Here is an 18,556-nt window from a genome sequence, read left to right as displayed (position 1 = left end):
ATGAATTCCCAAACCGACCTCCCCCCCGCCCAGTCCGGCGCCGTGGCCCCCGCGGCATCCGACGATACGGCCGCCAGCCACGCCCAGTTCGTCGACTGGATGCGGTCCGTCGCGCCCTATATTCACAAGTTCCGCAACAGCACGTTCGTCGTCGGTTTCGGCGGCGAGGTCGTGCATCAGGGGCTCCTCAGCGCGCTCGTGTCAGACATCGCACTGCTGCAGGCGATGGGCATCCAGATCGTGCTGGTGCACGGCTCGCGGCCGCAGGTCGAGGAGCAGCTCAGCCTGCATGGTGTCGAATCCGAGTTTTCGCACGGGCTGCGCATCACCGATGCGCGCGCGCTCGAATCCGCGAAGGAAGCGGCCGGCGAAGTGCGCCTCGACATCGAGGCCGCGATCAGCCAGGGCCTGCCGAACTCGCCGATGGCGCACGCGCACATCAGCGTGGTGTCGGGCAACTTCGTGACGGCGCGGCCGGTCGGGATTCTCGACGGGGTCGATTTCGCGCACACGGGCGTCGTGCGCAAGATCGACGCCGAGTCGATCCGCCATTCGCTCGCGAGCCGCAAGCTCGTGCTGTTGTCGCCGCTCGGCTTCTCGCCCACCGGCGAGGCGTTCAACCTGTCGATGGAGGATGTCGCGTCCGCGGCCGCGATCGCGCTGCGCGCCGACAAGATCATCTTCCTGACCGAAGCGCCCGGCATCGTCGACGACGAAGGCGAGCTGATCCGCGAAATGTCGCTCGACGCGGCCGCCGAGCTGCTCGATTCGGGCAACGTCCAGGGCGACGACGCGTTCTTCCTGAAGCACTCGATCCGCGCGTGCCGCGGCGGCGTGACCCGTGCGCACCTGATCCCGCAGACGCTCGACGGCAGCGTGCTGCTCGAGCTGTTCCTGCACGACGGCGTCGGCACGATGATCTCGTACGAGAACCTCGAGAGCCTGCGCGAGGCGACGCCGGACGACGTCGGCGGCATCCTGTCGCTGATCGAGCCGCTCGAGACGGACGGCACGCTGGTGCGGCGCGGGCGCCACCAGATCGAACGCGACATCGACCACTTCTCGGTGATCGAGCACGATGGCGTGCTGTTCGGCTGCGCGGCGCTGTATCCGTACCAGCAGGAAAAGATCGGCGAGATGGCGTGCCTCACCGTCGCGCCCGAGGCGCAAGGCTCCGGCGACGGCGAACGCCTGCTCAAGCGCATCGAACAGCGCGCGCGGGCGCGCGGCCTCACGCACATCTTCGTGCTGACGACGCGCACCGAGCACTGGTTCCTCAAGCGCGGCTTCGTGAAGGTGAGCGTCGACGACCTGCCGGAAGACCGCCGCAAACTCTATAACTGGCAGCGCAAGTCGCTCGTGCTGATGAAGCAGCTCTGAGCGAGCGCCGCCCTCCCCCAGTCCGCTTACAGGAAGGAGAAGTACACGATGGCTCGAATGGTTCAATGCGCGAAGCTCGGCAAGGAAGCCGAAGGGCTCGATTTCCCGCCGCTGCCGGGCGAACTCGGCAAGCGCATCTACGAAAGCGTCTCGAAAGAGGCGTGGCAAGGCTGGCTCAAGCAGCAGACGATGCTGATCAACGAAAACCGCCTGAACATGGCCGACCCGCGTGCGCGCCAGTACCTGATGAAGCAGACCGAAAAGTACTTCTTCGGCGAAGGCGCGGACCAGGCGTCCGGCTACGTGCCGCCGACGCAAGGCTGACGCGGTTTCCGCCGCCGGCCGGCTGGCCGGAAAATCGCGGCAAGGAAGAAACGGCATCGTGCGGCGCACGATGCCGTTTTCGTTTGTGCGACCCCGGGCTGCATGCCGCTCACACCGGTTTCAGCGTGCCGCCCTCGCCCTCATCGCTCTCCTGCTTCGGTTCGCGCGCCGCATCGTCGGCGCTCCACTGTGCCGCGTCGCTGCGTTCGGCCGTCGACAGCTCGTCCGCGCGGCTGCCGGTTCGCGTCAGCAGCGCCAGCATGCAGACGAGCGACACGCACGCATAGAGCCCCGACGCGATCGCGACGCCGACGATGCTGCCCGTCGCATTGAGGATCGCCTGCGCGAGCACCGGCGTGCCGCCGCCGACGACGAGCGCGCTCAGCTGGTACGCGAGCGACAGCCCCGTATAGCGGACGTTCGCCGGAAACACGCGCGCGAGCATGCCGCCCACCGCGCCGTAGAACATCGCCGACGGAATCGTCGACACGCACATGCCGGCGACGGCGATCCAGTACGAGCGGGTCGCGAGCGCATGGAACATCACCGGCATCAGCACGATCTCCGGGATCAGGATCCAGCACATCGCGCGCCGCATGTCGATCTTCGACACGAACCATGCGCCGACCGGCTGCATGATGAACTGCACGACGAGCGAGATCGACAGGATCCCGAGGAAGGTGCCCTGCGCATAGCCGAGTTCCTTGGTCGCCCACGACAGCGCGAACGTGCTGCGGAAATACGTGACGTTGATCACCGGCAGCGTGCCGGCCGCGAGCAGCACGATCAGCCAGTGGTCGCGCACGACGTCGCGCAGCGGCAGCTTCACCGTGCGCTTGCGCTGCAGCACGCGCTGCATGTCGGCGGATTCCTCGAGCTTCAGGCGAATCACCATCCCGACGACCACCAGCACCGCCGACAGCAGGAACGGGATGCGCCAGCCCCACATCAGGAAGTCGGGCGTCGGCAGCGCGCTCAACGCGAAGAACGCGCCGGTGGCGAGCAGGTTGCCGGTGGGCGAGCCCTGCTGCGCGAACGCCGCGTACAGGATGCTCTTGTGCTTCGGCGCGTTCTCGCTCGCGATCAGCACCGCGCCGCCCCACTCGCCGCCGACCGCGATGCCCTGCAGCACGCGCAGCACGACGAGCCCGGCCGGCGCCCAGACGCCGATCTGCGCGTAGGTCGGCAGCAGGCCGATGCCGGTCGTTGCGAGCCCCATCATCACGAGCGTGATCACGAGCGCGGTCTTGCGGCCGACGCGGTCGCCGAGATGGCCGAACACGATGCCGCCGAGCGGCCGCGCGGCGAAGCCGGCCCAGAACGTGACGAACGCGAGCAGCGTCGCGACGCCGGGGTCCATCTGCGCGGAAAAGAACACCTTGCCGAACACGAGCGCGGCGGCCGTGCCGTAGAGGTAGAAGTCGTACCACTCGATCGTCGTGCCGACGAACGCGGCAAGCGCGGCGCGGCCCGGCCGCGGGTTCGCGGCGGGTTGGGAATGCGGACGGGTCATCGATGTCTCCATGTCGGTGGTCGGTGGCGCGACTGCGCGCGCCTTGTCCGGTTGGCCGGCCTCGCGCCGCCGGCCGGCGGCGTCGCGTCAGCCGGGCGCCTTCAGCACGCCCGCGTCGAGCAGTTGCTGCTGCAGCGCCGGATCGACGCCGAGGCGGTCGAGCACCGCGCGCGTGTCGCCGCCCAGCGCGGGCGGCGGCGTGCGGTAGGTCGCCGGCGTGCGCGACAGCCTGATCGGCGACGCGGTGCCGCGATACCGGCCGAGCTCGACGAGCAGGTTCCGGTGCAGCGTATGCGGGTCGCGCGCGACGTCGGCGACCGTCTGCACCGGGCCGCACGGCACGCCGGCCGCCATCAGCTCGCGCGCGAGCGGTTCGCACGCATGCTGCGCGAGCCGTGCCTCCAGCGCGGCCTTCAGTTCCGCGCGGTGCGCGCAGCGGCTGCGGTTGTCGACGAAGCGCGGGTCGCTCGCCAGCTCCGGCGCGCCGAGATGCGCGGTGAGCCGGGCGAACTGCCGGTCGTTGCCGACCGCGAGAAAGATCGGCGCGGTGGCCGTGCGGTAGCTGTCGTACGGCGCGATGTTCGGGTGCGCGTTGCCGCTGCGCTCCGGCACGCGGCCCGAGCCGAAGAAGTTCGGCAGGTGCGGATGCAGCAGCGACACGCCGCAGTCGAACAGCGCGATGTCGATCGACTGGCCGAGCCCGCTCTTTTCCCGCTCGGCCAGCGCGAGCAGGATCCCCGCGAGCGCGTTGAGCCCCGTCACCATGTCGACGACCGGCAGGCCGATGCGGGTCGCGTCGCCGTCGCGCTCGCCGTTGACGCTCATCAGCCCGGCCATCGCCTGGATCACCGCGTCGTAGCCCGGCAGGCCGCCGAGCGGGCCGTCGGCGCCGAAGCCCGTCACCGCGCAGTGGATCAGCCACGGGAAACGCGGCCGCAGGTCGCGTTCGTAATCCATGCCCCAGCGCGCGAGCGTGCCCGGCTTGAAGTTCTCGACCAGCACGTCCGCGTCGTCGAGCAGGCGCCACAGGATCGCGCGCCCTTCGTCGCGCGACAGGTCGAGCGCGAGCCCTTCCTTGTTGCGGTTCACGCCGAGGAAATACCACGCGGTGTCGTCGACGAACGGCGGCCCCCAGCCGCGCGTTTCGTCGCCCGCCGGCGGCTCGACCTTGATCACCTGCGCGCCGTGGTCGGCCAGCGCCTGCGTGCAATACGGGCCGCCGAGCACGCGGCTCAGGTCGACGACCTTCACGCCATCGAGGGCGCCACGCGGTGCGTTCATCGCGCGACCTCCGGCAGCAGGTCGAGCGCGGCGTCGAGCGACACCGGCGCGCCGCGCAGCAGCGCATCGCAGATCTCCGCATCGTCGCCGTGCGGCGACGGCAGCGCGAGCGGATCGGCCGGCATCAGTTTGTAGCGCACGATCAGGTGCGCGAGCGCGAGGCGGCGATGGTCCGGCGCGGTGCGCACGCCCTCGCACGCCATCAGGATCGCTGCAGTCGCGTAGTACAGCGTCGACGCCGCCTGGCGCACGTTCGCATCGTCGCCGCTCGCGGCGACCTGCGCGAGCGCGTCGCATGCGCGCGCAAGCACGCGCCGCAATGCGGTGCGGCTCGCGTCCGGCAGCGGCGCCTGGCCGAGCCGGTCGGACAGGAACGTGCGCAGCGCGTCGAGCGCCTGCTCGCGCTGCGCGGCGCGCGCGACGTCGAGCGCGACGATGTTGCTCGTGCCTTCCCAGATCGAGCCGAGATGCGCGTCGCGCACGAGCCGCGCGTCGCTCCATTCCTCGATGTAGCCGACGCCGCCGCGCACTTCCATCGCGTCGCCCGTCACGCGCCGCGCATCGCGGCACGCGCGGAATTTGATCAGCGGCGTCAGGATGCGCACGCAGCGCGCGGCCGCATCGTCGCCCGCGTCGGCCTGTTGCAGCAACAGCGCGATCCGAATGAACATCGTGCGCGCCGCCTCGGTCGGCAGCAGCATCTTCATCAACTGGCGTTGCATCAGCGGCATGTCGATCAGCTTGCGGCCGAACGCCTCGCGATGCGCGGCGACATGCAGCGCCTCGTTCATCGCGCGCCGCATCAGCCCGGCCGCGCGCACGCCGTTCGACAGCCGCGACATGTTGATCATGTCCGCCATCTGGTGGAAACCGCGGCCGAGCTCGCCGATCAGGTAAGCCCGCGCACCGTCGAGCGTGATCTCGCCGCTCGCCATCGAGCGGCTGCCGAGCTTGTCCTTCAGCCGCACGATCCGGTAGCGGTTGCGCGTGCCGTCCGGCAGCGTCTTCGGCAGCAGGAACAGCGCGAGCCCCTTGATGCCGTCCGGCGCGCCGTCGGGCCGCGCGAGCACCATCGCGAGATCGGCGTCGGCGTTCGAGCAGAACCACTTGTCGCCGTGCAGGCGCCACCGGGTCTTGCCCTGCGCGTCCGTCTCGCGCGCCGCGCGCGTCGCGATGCGGCCGACGTCGGAACCCGCGGCCTGCTCGGTCATGAACATCGCGCCCTGGTACAGCGTGTCGAAATCGCGCGACGCAAGCATCGGCAGGTAATGCGCGACGAGGTCGGGCTCGCCGAAGCGGCGCAGCGTGCGCGTCAGCGAGTCGGTCATGCTGACCGGGCAGCACAGCCCGAATTCCGCCTGCACGAACAGGAAGGTCAGCGCGTACTTGACGAGCGGCACCTCCGGCACGCGCTGGTGGCTGAGCGACGCGAGCCCGAGTTCGGCATATGCGACGCGCTCGAGCGCGACATACGCGGGATGTTTGTCGATGTGCTGCAGCGGCTCGCCGCGCCGGTTGCGGTGCTGGAGCTCGGGCGGATGCTTGTCCGCGCACGACGCCCACTCGTCGAGCTCGCCGCTGACGCGCGCGCCGAGTGCGTGCAGCCGCGGTTCGAGCTCGGCGTAGCTCGCCTCCCCGAGGTGCAGCCGCAGCAGCACGCCCAGGTCCGGATCGGCGGTGAAGAAATTGATGCCGCGGGTGTCGGGGATCGGGTTGGACGCGCCGGCATCCGGCGCGCGATCGGTGTCGTTCATGTGTGCGTCTCCTTGACCGGTCCGATCAGCGTAGGCGTGGGATCGATAAGCGTCCAATACAGGATTTATTCGGTACGATAGACGGCACTTATCGATGCCGAAGCCGGGAGGAGACCCGATGGAACTGAAGCAGCTTCGCTATTTCGTCGCGGTTGCCGAGGAGCTGCATTTCGGGCGCGCGGCCAAGCGGCTGTTCATCTCGCAGCCGGCGCTGAGCTTCGACATCCGCAAGTTCGAAGAGGCGCTCGGCGTGCAGCTGTTCGCCCGTACCAGCAAGTCGGTCGCGCTGACCAACGCGGGCGAGGTGCTGCTCGGCGAGGCGCGCCGTCTGCTGCTGCAGGCGGCCGAGGCCGAGCGCCTGACGATCCGCTCGGCGTCCGGCTTCGCGGGCCGGCTGCGGATCGGCTTCGTCCATTCGATGCTGTATCGCGGGCTGCCCGATGCGGTGCGGCGCTTCGAGGCCGACCATCCGGGCGTGGAGATCGTGCTGTCGGAGATGAACACGCAGGCGCAGGTGCAGGCGGTGCAGCGCGGCCAGATCGACCTCGGCTACGCGCACTGGGGCCGCTTCCCGCCCGAAGTCGACTCGGCGCCGATCTACGCGGAGCCGTTCGTCTGCTGCATGCCGGCCGCGCACCCGCTCGCGCGGCGCAAGCAGATCGCGCTCGCCGCGCTGGCCGACGAACCGTTCATCCTGTTTCCGCGCGACGCGGCCCCGCACTATCACGACCTGATCATCGCGCAGTGCGTGAACGCGGGCTTCAGCCCGCTGATCCGCCACGAGGCGCGGCTGTGGCAGACCATCCTGTCGATGATCGAGTTCGGGATGGGCGTCGCGCTCGTGCCGCGCGTGCTGCAGCAGGCGAAGAGCGACCGGCTCGCGTTCCGGCCGCTGAAGGATGCGTCGCTCGAATCGCGCACGCTCGAGCTGAAGCGCAGCGGCACGGCCGAGCCGGTCGCGCTGCGCTTCGCCGAGTATCTGCGCGCGTCGCTCGACGCGCTGCCCGCGCTCGCGGGCTGAGCGCGCGCGGGCGCCGCGCCGGTTACTCGGCGCCCGGCTGCAGCGCCGGCTGCGCGCGCCGGTACCACACGCCGTACACGACGGACAGCACGGCGAGGAACGGGATGCCGAAGATCAGCGTCATGTGGAATTCCGGCGTGAAGTACGTGGTCGCCATCACCGCGAGCATCAGCCCGGCGCCGAGCAGCGTCAGCAGCGGAAAGCCGCGCATCCGGAACGCGGCCGGCGGCAGCCCGCTTGCCGCGCGGCGGCGCCGGAAGCAGTAGTGCGTGACGAAGATCATCATCCACGTGAACAGCGCGCCGAACATCGACACCGACATCATGATCGTGAACGACGCGTCCGGATACAGCACGCTCAGCACCGTCGCGAGCGCGATACCGAGCGTCGACAGCAGCAGCGCGCCGAGCGGCACGCCGCGCGCGTTCACTTCGCCCAGCGCCTTCGGCGCATGCCCCGCGCGCGACAGGCTGAACAGCATCCGCGTCGTGATGTAGAGCTGGCTGTTCATCGCGGACAACGCGGCGACCAGCACGACGAAGTTGATCAGCCCCGCCGCGCCCGGCAGGCGGATCGCCTCCATCACCTTGACGAACGGGCTTTCGTCGCGGCCGGCGGCCGTCCACGGCACGATCGCGAGCATCAGTGCGAGCGTGACGAGATAGAACAGCACGAGCCGCACGATCGTCGAGCGGAACGCGCGCGTCACCGCGCGCTCGGGGTCCTGCGCCTCGCCGGCGGCCACCGCGATCATCTCGATGCTCAGGTAGCTGAAGATCGACACGATCACGGCCACCCACGTCCCCCACGCGCCTTTCGGGAAGAAGCCGCCGTGCGCGACGTAATGATGGAAGCCCGCGCGCGCCGCGCCGCCGCCGACCAGCGCCGGATCGCCGAACACGACGTACGCGCCGAGCACGATGAAGCCGACGATCGCCGCGATCTTCACGACCGAGAATGCGTATTCGACCGAGCCGAACACGTCGACGCTGCGCGCGTTGACGAACACCAGCAGCGCGGAGAAGCCGACGATCCACAGCCAGCCCGGCACGCCCGGGAACCAGTACTTCATGTACAGCGCGATCGCGGTGACTTCGGTGCCGACCGCGAGCACGATGCACGCCCAGTACGCGTAGCGCACGAGAAAGCCGGCCCACGGGCTCACGTAATGCTCGGCGTACGCGCCGAACGAACCGGACGTCGGGTGCGCGACCGTCATTTCCGCGAGACAGCCCATCAGCAGCAGCGAGATGAATGCACCGATCGCGTAGCTGACGAGCACGCTCGGGCCGGCGAAGCCGATCGCGAAACCGCTGCCGAGAAAGAGCCCGGTGCCGATCGCGCCGCCGATCGCGATCATCGCCATCTGCCGCGCGGAAAGGGTGCGGCGCAGGCCCTGCTCGCGCGCCGCGATGTGCTGGAATTGCCCTTGGGATTCTGATTGCATCGAGTGACCTCGTTCGATATCGATTGTCGTGGCGAAACCGCGAACGGCGCGCGGCGGCGTTGCGGCCGCCGCGCGCCGTTCACCCGGCTCAGAACATGTGGCGCAGCCCCGCCGCGACGCCGGTCTGGTTGCCGCGGCCCGGCAGTTCGGTGAACGCGCCGCCCGATACCTTGTTGTAGTCGACCGTCGCGTAGAGCTGCGTCGCCTTCGACAACGCATACTCGGCTTCCAGCACACCCGTGTAGCGCTTGCCGCGATTGCCGGCCACGCCGTTCACGTTCCGGATGTCGTCGTAGTAGGCCACGCCCGTCACCGACACGGCCGGCGTGAAGCGGTAGCTCGCGCCCGCGTAGAAGATCGCATCCCGGCGCGGATTGTCGGCGAACGCGCCATAGGTCACCGTGCGGCCCGGCGCGTTCAGCAGCGCCTGATCGAGCACGCCCGAGCGGTCGATGCCGCCGAGATAGCCCGCGTACAGCGTCGCCGCGCCGAACGCGTAGCGCGCCCCCGCGCCCCACGCCTGCTGCGCGCGGCCGTTCAGGTCGCGCACCTGCTGGTAGGTCGCGCCGGCCATCAGCCCGCCTTGCGTATATGCGGCGCGCACGCCCCAATAGGCGTTCGCGCTCATGCTGCCGGCCACGCCGCCGAAGCCGTAGCTCGCGCCGACGTTCAGCCCGCCGAACGTGCCGTCGTAGCTGACGGCGTTGCTCGCGCGGCCCTGCGTGAGGAAATACGGCCACATGTTCGCCGTGTAGTTGCCGACGGTCAGCGGATCGAGATCGCCGAACAGGTTGAACGCCTCGGTCGCCTGCCGGCCGAGCCTGACCGTGCCCCAGTCGCCCGCCAGGCCGACGTACGCATAGCGGCCGAACAGCGCGCCGTCGAGCTGGCCGTTCTGCGGCTCGAACCCGCTTTCGAGCCGGAAGATCGCCTTCAGCCCGCCGCCGAGCGCTTCGTCGCCCTTCATCCCCCAGCGGCTGTTCGTGATCGCGCCGTTGGTCAGTTGCACGCTCGCGCCGTTCGCCGCGTCCGCGTGCGTCGTGTAGCGGATGCTCTGGTCGACGATGCCGTACAGCGTGACGCTGCTTTGCGCCATCGCGCCGCCCGATACGAGCAGCCCCGCCATCATTCGCAGTACCAATCGATGATGCTTCTCCATCTTCTCCTCCAAACCTCGTTGTGGTGGTGTGTGTTGCTGTGTTGCTGTGTTGAGGTGCGCGCTAAGCGCCAGAAGCCGGCGGCAATGCGACGTACGCGACGAGTTCGACGCGCATTGCCGGATGCGCGAAGCCCTGCACGCCGACGCAGGTCCGGTTCGGATACGGCGCGCGGAAGTGCCGCCGGTACTCGGCGTCGAATTCGGGCATGTCCTTCACGTCGGACAGGTAGACGAGCACCTGCGCGACGTCGTCGAGCGTGGCCCCCGCGGCGGCCACGGCCTTCGCGAGATTCGACAGCGTGAGGCACGCCTGTTCGGTCATCGTGTCGCCGGCGATCGCGCCGGCCGCGTCGACCGGCCCGTGCCCGGTAAACATCAGCCCGCCCGCGCGGGTCGCCCACGAGAACGGCTGGCCGAGTTGCGGCAGGTCGACCGGGATCTGTTCTGGCATCGTCTGCTCCTTTGCCGGTTGGGTGCGGGCCGTCAGGCCGCTTGGCGCGCGGCGCCGAGCACGTCGGCGATCGCGGCCGCGACGTGATCGACGTTCGCATCGTTCAGGCCCGCGATGCACATGCGGCCCGAGCGCAGCAGATAGACACCGTGCAATGCGCGCAGGCGATCGACGTCGGCCGCGCCGATGCCCGTGTAGCCGAACATCCCGCGCTGCGCGACGAGCGCATCGAACGACCGCTCCGGCAGCCGTGCATCGAGCCGCTCCTTCAGCGCGCCGCGCATGCGCTTGATGCGCGTGCGCACGCCCGCGACCTCGTCTTCCCAGCGCGCGCGCAGCAGGTCGTCGTTCAGCACCGTCGCGACGAGCTGCGCGCCGAACAGCGGCGGGCTCGAATAGGTGCGGCGCACGCCGGCCTGCAGCTGGCTCAGCACGGTCGCGGCTTCGCCCGCGTTCGCGCAGACGATCGACAGGCCGCCGACACGCTCGCCGTACAGCGAGAAGTTCTTCGAGAACGAATTGCCGACGATCACCGGCAGGCCGGCATCGGTCATCGCGCGCACGGCCCACGCGTCGTCCGCGAGGCCGTCGCCGAAGCCCTGGTATGCCATGTCGAGGAACGGAACCAGCCCGCGCCGCGCGAGCACGTCGATCACTGCGCGCCACGCGTCGCGGCTCGGATCGAGGCCCGTCGGATTGTGGCAGCACGGCTGCAGCAGCACGACGCTGCGCGGCTGCAGCGCGTCGAGCGCCGCGAGCATCGCGTCGATGCGCAAGCCGTTGCGCTGCGCGTCGTAGTACGGATAAGTCTGCACGTCGAGGCCCGCCGCCGCGAAGATCACGCGGTGGTTGTCCCAGGTCGGATCGCTGATCCAGATCGCGCTGTCCGGGAAGTAGCGCTTGATGAACTCCGCACCGAGCCGGATCGCGCCCGAGCCGCCGAGCGTCTGCAACGTCGCGACGCGCCCTTCCGCGATCGCCGCGCACTCGGCGCCGAACACGAGCCGCTGCACGGCCTGCCGGTAGCCGGCCAGCCCTTCCATCGGCAGATACGTATGCGGTGCGTGCGCTTCGCGCAGCCGCTCGGCCGCGATCCGCGTGCTCTCGAGCACGGGAATCCGGCCCGCGTCGTCGTAATAGAGACCGATGCTGAGATTGGCCTTGCGCGGATGCGCATCCTGCTGGAATGCCTGGAACAGCGACAGGATCGGGTCGCCCGGATAGGCGGGAATGTGATCGAACATGACGAAGTGACGGTTGGGATTGAACGGCGGCGCCGCACGGATCGACGCGTGCGGCCGGTGCGGGCGGCAGTGCGGTGGCGCCCGCCGGCCCGGTCAACGTATGGCTCGCATGTTATCGAGGACGAAATAGAATGAGCTTCAAACTTCGCTGACGATTCGCATGATTTGCAGTAGAGTCTGCGACATCTTCCCCAAGATTCAGTGGAACCTGCGAAATGAACCTCGACCGAACCGACATGCGGATCCTCCGGCACCTCGAGCGCGACGGCCGGATCAGCAACCAGGACCTCGCGAACGCGGTCGCGCTGTCGCCGTCCGCGTGTTTGCGGCGCGTGAAGCTGCTCGAGGAGCGCGGCGTGATTGCCGGCTATCGCTGCGCGATCGAGCCGAAGCAGGTCGGCGTCGCGTTCGAGGCCCTCGTGCACGTGACGATGCGGCCCGACGAGCCCGAGTGGCACGACCGCTTCGTCGAAGCGCTCCGGCAGTGGCCGGAAGTCGTGTCGGCGCAGATCGTTACCGGTGGGGCTAATTACGTGCTGACGGTGCGCGCACGCGACCTCGACCACTACTCCGACTTCGTGATCAACACGCTGTACCGCGCGACGGGCGTGATGTCGATCAACTCGAGCATCGTGCTCGCGACGCTCAAGCGCGACGGCTCGATCCTCGATCTGGTCGAGCCGTCGGCGGCCGGCTGACCGACTTGTGCGAGAGTCCGCGAAAAAATTTGCAGAAAGTGCTTTACGAAGCCGAAAAGCTCTGACATAATTTCATCTTCTTTGGGCGGTTAGCTCAGCGGTAGAGCACTGCCTTCACACGGCAGGGGTCACTGGTTCGATCCCAGTACCGCCCACCAAAGAATTCGCCGCTTGTGGCGACGCGTCAAACGCTGGATCGAGCAGTTCTCTCCGGCGCCAGCGCAAAGCCACTAGGCAAAGAAAAAGCCCTGCATTCGCAGGGCTTTTTTTTGACCTTTCCCCGAACAGTATCAAACCCCAAAAGCTCTACACTACCAAGGCTACTCACGGCTGGATCCGGGTGCACGGAAAGAAATAAATTCTATTCGTCACACGACAATACTCTCCAGCGAGTGTTCGGCTAGGCATGCCGGATCCATTTCACATCCGTCAGCAACCCCTCTCACTTGCATACGGCGGACTTCCGTGCCGCGCCCCAAGAGGCTACCTCCCGACTCTCTTTGCAAGAGAGTTAAGACGTTTGACCAATAAATGCACACTCGTAGATGGCCTAGCATCCGCAGGATGCGTGCCATCTCCCGTGAGGTTTTTATACAATTTCTCAGAATTTTTTATTGCATAGTCCTGAAAAGGTAACAATGCCTCATAAATACCAGGATCGTTCTTTTTATACTCCCTCTTCAACAACTCACCCAACCTCCTGCAATAATCTTTTCTCGTTATCTGGGTATCCAAATAACAAAAATGCAAAACGAACCAAAGCTCAAATGATTCGTTAGAAAATGCACACTTGAACCCAAGCGCATTTGCCCTCTTGAAGGCAGCGACAATATTTTTCCTAGGGAACGAATCGTGGTCAAAAACACACCAAACCTCCCCATAATTCCCGCTTTCCTTAATTTTTTTCGCCTCATTAATTAGCGACAGCGTGTTAGCCCCTATCCCCTTTATCTCACAAACTTCCTTATCGACGCGAAAACTATTAAAGTACCCAGGCTCCGTCTTCTCACCTTCGCATACGATCAAAATTTTTTGACGAGTGCTACGCCGCCCTTCATTGCGCCCCTTAATATTCAACGCCATGATTTAAGCCTCACAGCCATCTTTTTTGGTAGACGAGCGCGCGACACCGAAAATGCGTCGAATATCACCCACTATCGGAATAGCACCATACTTTCCAACAATGTAGTCTTTTTCATACGAAGCATCATTTCTCACCTTATACTCCACAAGCGAAGTCAAATGAGACGCCCCACAATAGTCACGCTCAACAAACCAAATTTGATCTCGTCGCAACAGATCTCGATCTAACAAATTCGTATCATGCGTCGCTACCAACAATTGAGCATTCTTTGAATTTACAGAGCTAGAATTGAATAAACGAACGATGTTTCTACTGATTATCGGATGAAGACGCGCATCAAATTCATCGATCATCAACACGTAAGACGAATCAAGCGTATCGATCAGCGGGCCGGAAAGCGCAACCAGTTTTTTCGTACCCTCAGATTCATCCCTACTCAAATCAAATGATACTTCTTTTATCAACTTACCCCGATCGTCCAGCATCTTGTGAATGCTATTGATCTTGTTCATTGGAGCCACCTTCACCTTCTTCATAGCCGCCGCAAGCTCGCGCAATTCTTCTGGAGCATCTGCATCAAGCTTGATTTCAGGGAATTCCTCGGCAGCACCGAATTCAAGCCCATCAATTCCCAGATCAAAGTCCTTGATCAGCGCCTGAATTTTCGATTTCCACGTTGAATCCTTCAACTTCTCCGTCGTGAATTCAAGGTAACCCACATCTGTAAGCCCACTAATTATACGAAGACGCCTAAACCAACCAATTACGCTTTTCGATATTTCCCCATTAAAGTTTGCGCAGACGGAAAGGAATAGCGCATTTTTTCTGGTTTTCCTTTGGAGCCCCTCCCCCTCAGCAAACTTCTTCGCATCCAAATCTATCTCATTGCCCGACCTAGAGAAAAGAACGATTTCCCGAGAAGACTTAAACCCCTTCCGAGTCAATTTCTCCTCTTTAATCTCCACTGCATCTGCAGAAAACTCATACTGATAGATATAAGAATCCGCGACAAATATCACCTCAAATCGAGACGGCTGAGCCTCACTCTCAAGATCAAGCCTAAATGGCTCTACTTTAATTGCGTCTTCCGCCTGAGATTCCTTAGATGAGTCATTTACAAAGCGCTTCATAAATTTGAGCGCAGTGAAAAGATTGCTTTTCCCGCTACCATTGGCCCCGTAGACGGCCGCGCACTTTAGCAACTTCAAATCTGGGGTCGCATCAAAAACAGCCCCCTCGTCCAAGCCCTTATCTTTGGAGCGACGCTTCGAAGCCAACATCGACAATGTCGCCGGCTCCTTGAAGGACAGGAAGTTCTCGACCGTGAACTGAACAAGCATGGTGCTCTCACTTAGACAAAACACTAGGAGGATACACCGCAAACGATCAAAATTTGTGATTTTTCCACAAATTCTTGAAAATTCACCGTCCCTCAAGAGGATCCGACGTCCTCGTCACACAACCGTGACACAATTTGGGGACGATACGTTGGGAAAGCTATCGGCGTGCAGTCGTTGCACCGCTGCACGCCCTAGATGTGGTGCCAGGTGAGCGTACCGCTCCGTCACAGTGATAGACGAGTGTCCGAGCAAGTCCTTAACGACATATAGAGATACGCCCGCCATGACAAGCCAAGACGCAAACGTGTGACGTAAGTCATGCACCCTGAAGTCCTCAATCCCCGCGCGAGCACACGCGGCGCGAAACCCCTTCTGGATCGTGGTCATGCGATCGCCTGATGCCACCGCGAACACCCACGGCGAACGAGGCACCGTCACCCGCACCCATTCGCGCTGATCCCTCAAAGCCGCCATCGCCTCATCGTTCAGCGGCACAACGCGGCGCTTGCCGTTCTTCGTATCGCCCGGTTCCAGCGACAAAACCGCTCGCTCGAAATCCACTCGCGACCATTCGAGCTTCAACAGTTCGTTTTTGCGGCAACCGGTATGCAACGCGAGTCGAATAAAGTTTGGCAAATGCGGCCGACGTGCGAAGCGTGAAGCACATAACACCAGCGCATCGGCGTCTTGCCGACTAATCCAACGAACCCGAGCCGCCCCGGACGACATAGCAAGCCTAACGACGGGATTCGGCAAATCCGGCCGGTCGTACTCCAATCGCACAAAATTGATAGCCGTAGAAAAGACACGCAATTCGCGCTGTATTGTCGATTCAAGAACACCGTCCGCCTGCCTAACAGCAATGTACCGCCTCACGTCGATCCGCTTCAGCGCGCACAAATCTCTGTCTGCAAAGTACGGCCGGAGCCGCTTCAACGCGTACAGATCGCGTTGCCTGCTCCGATTATTTTTCGACGCGAGGTATACGTCTATTACTTCCTCGAATGTCATTCACCAGCCCTCTCACGCCGTTGAACTCCAATAATATCGACGTTTAACCTTGCAACGCGAATCAATAATTACTTGACAATATTGATTCTAATTTTCTCGCGTCGATAACCAGAACACCCCTAACTCTTGCCGTCAAAATGCCTGACAACGGTCTAATGTCGCACCTGCGCGCAATGCCGCGTTAAATGCGACCTTCAATGCCTCGGCGGGATCATTCGCCGTAATGTGGTCAATCGGCATGACTTCCGGGACGACGACGCCGCGGCTCGTCCAGTACCGCTTTTCGTTCAACGCGTGCTCCGCGAAATCCTTCGTGATGTACTTCGCCAGGTAGGCCGCGAGCTTGTGTCGCAGCCCCTTTTCCTTGAACGGGTTCCGAACGTTGATCTGGCCATTCCCGACGCCCACGATGCTTTACCAGATCGACCGCAGCACTCGATAGTTCTGACGGCCCTTGACCGCCACGTGGAGGTGCCACGCGCCCCGCTTCTGGCGCTCAGGCGTAGCGACATACAGGAAGGTCGACAGCTTCGCGAGACGGCGGCGCAGCGCATCGAAGTCGCGCTTCAGGCGGGCTTTGTCCTGCATGTTCTCCCGGTACGTCAACGTGATCATTCGGTCCGCCCCAATCGCCTTGCACCGTAGCCGCACCTGCTGCTTTGCGCGTTTCGCTGCATCGAGCAGGTTCGATTCGCTATTCTCAGACTCGCCGCGCTTCGCCTTCGGCTTCGCATTCAACGACAACGCGCCCATGTATCGTGAACCGCACCGGGAATCGTGGAGGCTGGTTGGTTTAAGTTAATGCGGACACGTCAGCGGCATTTCTGAGTTGCCTGTAGTAGTTTGCCTCAGCTTCAGCAGGCGGGATATAGCCGAGCGGTTCCATCAGCCGATGATGGTTGTACCAGGCGACCCATTCCAGCGTTGCCAGTTCGACGGATTCCCTCGTTTTCCAAGGGGCGCGCCGATGAATCAGTTCCGTCTTGTACAGGCCGTTGATCGTTTCGGCCAGCGCATTGTCGTAGCTGTCGCCCCGGTTGCCGACCGACGGCTCGATGCCGGCCTCAGCCAGCCGTTCGCTGTAGCGGATGCTGACGTATTGAGACCCTCTGTCGGAATGATGAATCAAAGTCCCGTCCTCACCCGGTTGGCGGGCGTACAGCGCTTGTTCAAGTGCATCCAGAACGAAGTCCGTGGTCATCGACGAGCTGACGCGCCAGCCAACAATACGGCGGGCAAACACGTCGATCACGAATGCCACGTACAGCCAGCCTTGCCATGTCGAGACATACGTAAAATCCGACACCCAGAGCTGATTCGGTCGGTCAGCCTTGAACTGCCGGTTGACTCGGTCCAGCGGGCGCGGCGCGGTCACCTCGGGAATCGTCGTGCGAACACGCTTACCGCGAACTGCGCCACGCAAGCCCTGCAGCTTCATCAACCGTCCGACCGTGCAGCGTGCCACTGCAATGCCTTCCCGGTTCATCTGCTTCCAGACCTTCGGCACGCCGTAGACCTGCATGTTGGCCTGCCAGACACGCTTGATCTCCGGTTGCAAAAGCTCATCGCGTTTCGCGCGGGCGCAGCGTTTCGACGGATCGCGAAGTTGTGCTGCATGGCGTCGGTAGCCCGACGGGGCAATCCGCAAGACCTTGCAGATCGGCTCGACCCCGAAGGTGTCGCGATGCTGATCGACGAAGGCCTTCAGGACTTGAAACGGCGGTCGAGCTCCGCCTGGGCGAAAAACGCGCTCGCCAGTTTGAGAATCTCATTGGTCCGGCGCAGTTCCTTGACCTCGCGCTCCAAGGCCTTGATGCGTTCAGGCTCGGCCGTACTCACGCCATCGCGCTCTCCACGGTCGACCTCGTCGCGCTTAACCCAATCCAACAGCGTCTGCGGCGTGCAGCCGATCATCGGCGCAATCGATTCGACTGCCGCCCACATCGACGGGTGCTCGCTACGCTGCTCGCGTACCAGGCGCACTGCGCGCTCTCGGACTTCCGGGGAAAACTTGCTTGGCTTCTTGTTCATGGCTCCATTCTCTCAAGAGTTGGAGCCTCCACAAAACTCGGGGCGGTTCACAATGTAGTTGTGATGCACCACCATCTCTCTCGTTCCGGATACGCGCCCCGCTCGGTACAGTCTCGGGCGAACCCTCAGCCCCTCGACCTTTTCACGAATCATTTGCACCAGGGCTAATGCGGCGTCCGGATCGTCTTCCCCGATAAACTCCAAGATACACAAAAGGTCTTCCTCGGCCAACGGCCGCCATTTAAGTCTTAGCACGCTTCCCCTTTCGCATCGCTTCGACGCGGGCCAAAGCCTTATTCATTACGTCCTCATGCTCGATACTCGGGCGCGGGTCGTCGATCGACTCCCGCACCTGCTCGCGCAACCATTTGTCATAGGCCGCCGCATTCGCGTGTGTCTGCTTCATCGCCGCCGCACGATCCGGACGGCTTGAGCGCTCGATCTCAACTTCATCGGGTCGCCATGCTTCGAGCGAGAAACGCCCCGACTGCAGCCCAAGCTCGCGAATCACCTCTAGCGCCTTGACGGGGTTCCGAAACGCACGCGGCCGGCGATTGTTCGACGTGACCAGCACGGCCGTTCCAGCCGTCCGCGTTTCCAGCTCGACGTAAAATGAACCGCCCTCAGCCTTGAGAACAGCCGATAGGACACCACCCGCATGCGCGGCGGCAGCAGCCTGAGACACATCTAACGTTTTCATGGCACAACCTTCAGTAGATAACGGCACGATCTATAATACATCGTGCCACAGGCAATAGCATTCCGCCCCCTTTATTTGACGTAAAACCCCTCCAGTTGCCAGCGTCTCGTGCCCAAGC

18 protein-coding genes, 1 tRNA gene, 1 pseudogene and 1 other annotated feature are annotated in these 18,556 nt (G+C 64.0%); of the genes and pseudogenes, 5 read left to right on the top strand and 15 right to left on the bottom strand.

What is annotated here, in order from left to right; all coding sequences use genetic code 11:
• The gene (argA, locus tag ABFO07_RS07915) at nt 1-1,380 is read left to right on the top strand and encodes an amino-acid N-acetyltransferase (RefSeq protein ID WP_059567573.1); all 1,380 of its coding nucleotides are present in this window, start codon (nt 1-3) and stop codon (nt 1,378-1,380) included.
• A gap of 48 nt (nt 1,381-1,428) precedes the next feature.
• Nucleotides 1,429-1,704 (top strand): oxidative damage protection protein, encoded by a 276-nt coding sequence (locus ABFO07_RS07910; RefSeq protein WP_026044614.1) that lies wholly within the window; start codon nt 1,429-1,431, stop codon nt 1,702-1,704.
• 109 nt (nt 1,705-1,813) lie between these two features.
• Here ABFO07_RS07910 and ABFO07_RS07905 read toward each other — a convergent pair whose 3' ends face one another.
• The 3 genes from ABFO07_RS07905 to ABFO07_RS07895 form a co-directional block, all read right to left on the bottom strand.
• Complete coding sequence (locus ABFO07_RS07905) at nt 1,814-3,217, bottom strand: MFS transporter (protein ID WP_059879052.1); 1,404 nt, start codon at nt 3,215-3,217, stop codon at nt 1,814-1,816.
• Nucleotides 3,218-3,304: 87 nt separating this feature from the next.
• Entirely contained in the window at nt 3,305-4,498 is a 1,194-nt protein-coding gene (locus ABFO07_RS07900) for a CaiB/BaiF CoA transferase family protein (RefSeq protein WP_060157900.1), read from the bottom strand.
• Nucleotides 4,495-6,252 (bottom strand): acyl-CoA dehydrogenase family protein, encoded by a 1,758-nt coding sequence (locus ABFO07_RS07895; RefSeq protein ID WP_347468611.1) that lies wholly within the window; start codon nt 6,250-6,252, stop codon nt 4,495-4,497. Before ABFO07_RS07895 ends, ABFO07_RS07900 begins: the two co-directional genes overlap by 4 nt.
• Nucleotides 6,253-6,370: 118 nt before the next feature.
• On the opposite strand from ABFO07_RS07895, the gene ABFO07_RS07890 reads away from it, so the two are divergent.
• Nucleotides 6,371-7,273 (top strand): LysR family transcriptional regulator, encoded by a 903-nt coding sequence (locus ABFO07_RS07890; RefSeq protein WP_059908670.1) that lies wholly within the window; start codon nt 6,371-6,373, stop codon nt 7,271-7,273.
• 22 nt (nt 7,274-7,295) lie between these two features.
• On the opposite strand, the gene ABFO07_RS07885 is transcribed toward ABFO07_RS07890, so the two are convergent.
• The 4 genes from ABFO07_RS07885 to ABFO07_RS07870 form a co-directional block, all read right to left on the bottom strand.
• The gene (locus ABFO07_RS07885) at nt 7,296-8,720 is read right to left on the bottom strand and encodes an amino acid permease (protein ID WP_059567580.1); all 1,425 of its coding nucleotides are present in this window, start codon (nt 8,718-8,720) and stop codon (nt 7,296-7,298) included.
• Nucleotides 8,721-8,808: 88 nt separating this feature from the next.
• Entirely contained in the window at nt 8,809-9,879 is a 1,071-nt protein-coding gene (locus tag ABFO07_RS07880) for a porin (RefSeq protein WP_059922894.1), read from the bottom strand.
• Between the two features lie 61 nt (nt 9,880-9,940).
• Entirely contained in the window at nt 9,941-10,330 is a 390-nt protein-coding gene (locus tag ABFO07_RS07875; RefSeq protein ID WP_060028690.1) for a RidA family protein, read from the bottom strand.
• 32 nt (nt 10,331-10,362) lie between these two features.
• Nucleotides 10,363-11,574 (bottom strand): amino acid aminotransferase, encoded by a 1,212-nt coding sequence (locus tag ABFO07_RS07870; RefSeq protein WP_347468610.1) that lies wholly within the window; start codon nt 11,572-11,574, stop codon nt 10,363-10,365.
• Between the two features lie 215 nt (nt 11,575-11,789).
• Between ABFO07_RS07870 and ABFO07_RS07865 the strand changes: the two genes are divergently transcribed.
• Together ABFO07_RS07865 and ABFO07_RS07860 are read left to right on the top strand one after the other, a co-directional pair.
• Nucleotides 11,790-12,272 (top strand): Lrp/AsnC family transcriptional regulator, encoded by a 483-nt coding sequence (locus ABFO07_RS07865; protein ID WP_059567587.1) that lies wholly within the window; start codon nt 11,790-11,792, stop codon nt 12,270-12,272.
• Nucleotides 12,273-12,355: 83 nt separating this feature from the next.
• Nucleotides 12,356-12,430, top strand: a tRNA-Val gene (locus ABFO07_RS07860).
• Nucleotides 12,431-12,755: 325 nt separating this feature from the next.
• Here the strand turns inward: ABFO07_RS07860 and ABFO07_RS07855 are convergent.
• The 8 genes and pseudogenes from ABFO07_RS07855 to ABFO07_RS07825 all read right to left on the bottom strand — a co-directional run bounded on the left by ABFO07_RS07855 (nt 12,756) and on the right by ABFO07_RS07825 (nt 18,438).
• Nucleotides 12,756-13,355: an RloB family protein gene (locus ABFO07_RS07855; RefSeq protein WP_347468609.1), complete on the bottom strand. Its 600-nt coding sequence runs from the start codon at nt 13,353-13,355 to the stop codon at nt 12,756-12,758.
• Nucleotides 13,356-13,358: 3 nt separating this feature from the next.
• Nucleotides 13,359-14,696, bottom strand: a complete 1,338-nt coding sequence (locus ABFO07_RS07850; RefSeq protein ID WP_347468608.1) for an AAA family ATPase — start codon at nt 14,694-14,696, stop codon at nt 13,359-13,361.
• 114 nt (nt 14,697-14,810) lie between these two features.
• Entirely contained in the window at nt 14,811-15,707 is an 897-nt protein-coding gene (locus tag ABFO07_RS07845; protein WP_347468606.1) for a tyrosine-type recombinase/integrase, read from the bottom strand.
• Nucleotides 15,708-15,839: 132 nt separating this feature from the next.
• Complete coding sequence (locus tag ABFO07_RS34695) at nt 15,840-16,115, bottom strand: hypothetical protein (RefSeq protein WP_430733055.1); 276 nt, start codon at nt 16,113-16,115, stop codon at nt 15,840-15,842.
• 6 nt (nt 16,116-16,121) lie between these two features.
• Nucleotides 16,122-16,460, bottom strand: a complete 339-nt coding sequence (locus tag ABFO07_RS34690) for a rolling circle replication-associated protein (RefSeq protein WP_430733054.1) — start codon at nt 16,458-16,460, stop codon at nt 16,122-16,124.
• Between the two features lie 40 nt (nt 16,461-16,500).
• Nucleotides 16,501-17,738, bottom strand: a protein-coding gene (locus tag ABFO07_RS07835; RefSeq protein WP_347468605.1) for an IS3 family transposase whose coding sequence is annotated in 2 segments (ribosomal slippage) — nt 16,501-17,447 and nt 17,447-17,738 — 1,239 coding nt in all. Because the reading frame shifts where the segments join, the coding sequence is not laid out codon by codon here.
• Nucleotides 17,341-17,457: a sequence feature (AL1L pseudoknot), on the bottom strand. It overlaps the preceding gene by 117 nt.
• 48 nt (nt 17,739-17,786) lie before the next feature.
• Nucleotides 17,787-17,969, bottom strand: a pseudogene (locus tag ABFO07_RS07830) (type II toxin-antitoxin system RelE/ParE family toxin); the annotation flags it as partial.
• Between the two features lie 10 nt (nt 17,970-17,979).
• Nucleotides 17,980-18,438 carry a hypothetical protein gene (locus tag ABFO07_RS07825; RefSeq protein WP_060289358.1) on the bottom strand — a complete coding sequence of 153 codons (459 nt, stop codon included), beginning with the start codon at nt 18,436-18,438 and terminating at the stop codon, nt 17,980-17,982.
• Nucleotides 18,439-18,556: the final 118 nt, after the last annotated feature.

It is taken from the genome of Burkholderia stagnalis (assembly GCF_039848545.1).
GTDB classification, from domain to species: domain Bacteria; phylum Pseudomonadota; class Gammaproteobacteria; order Burkholderiales; family Burkholderiaceae; genus Burkholderia; species Burkholderia stagnalis.
The sequence above is the reverse complement of the archived record's forward strand: the minus strand, read 5'-3'. Positions and strand labels throughout refer to the sequence as shown.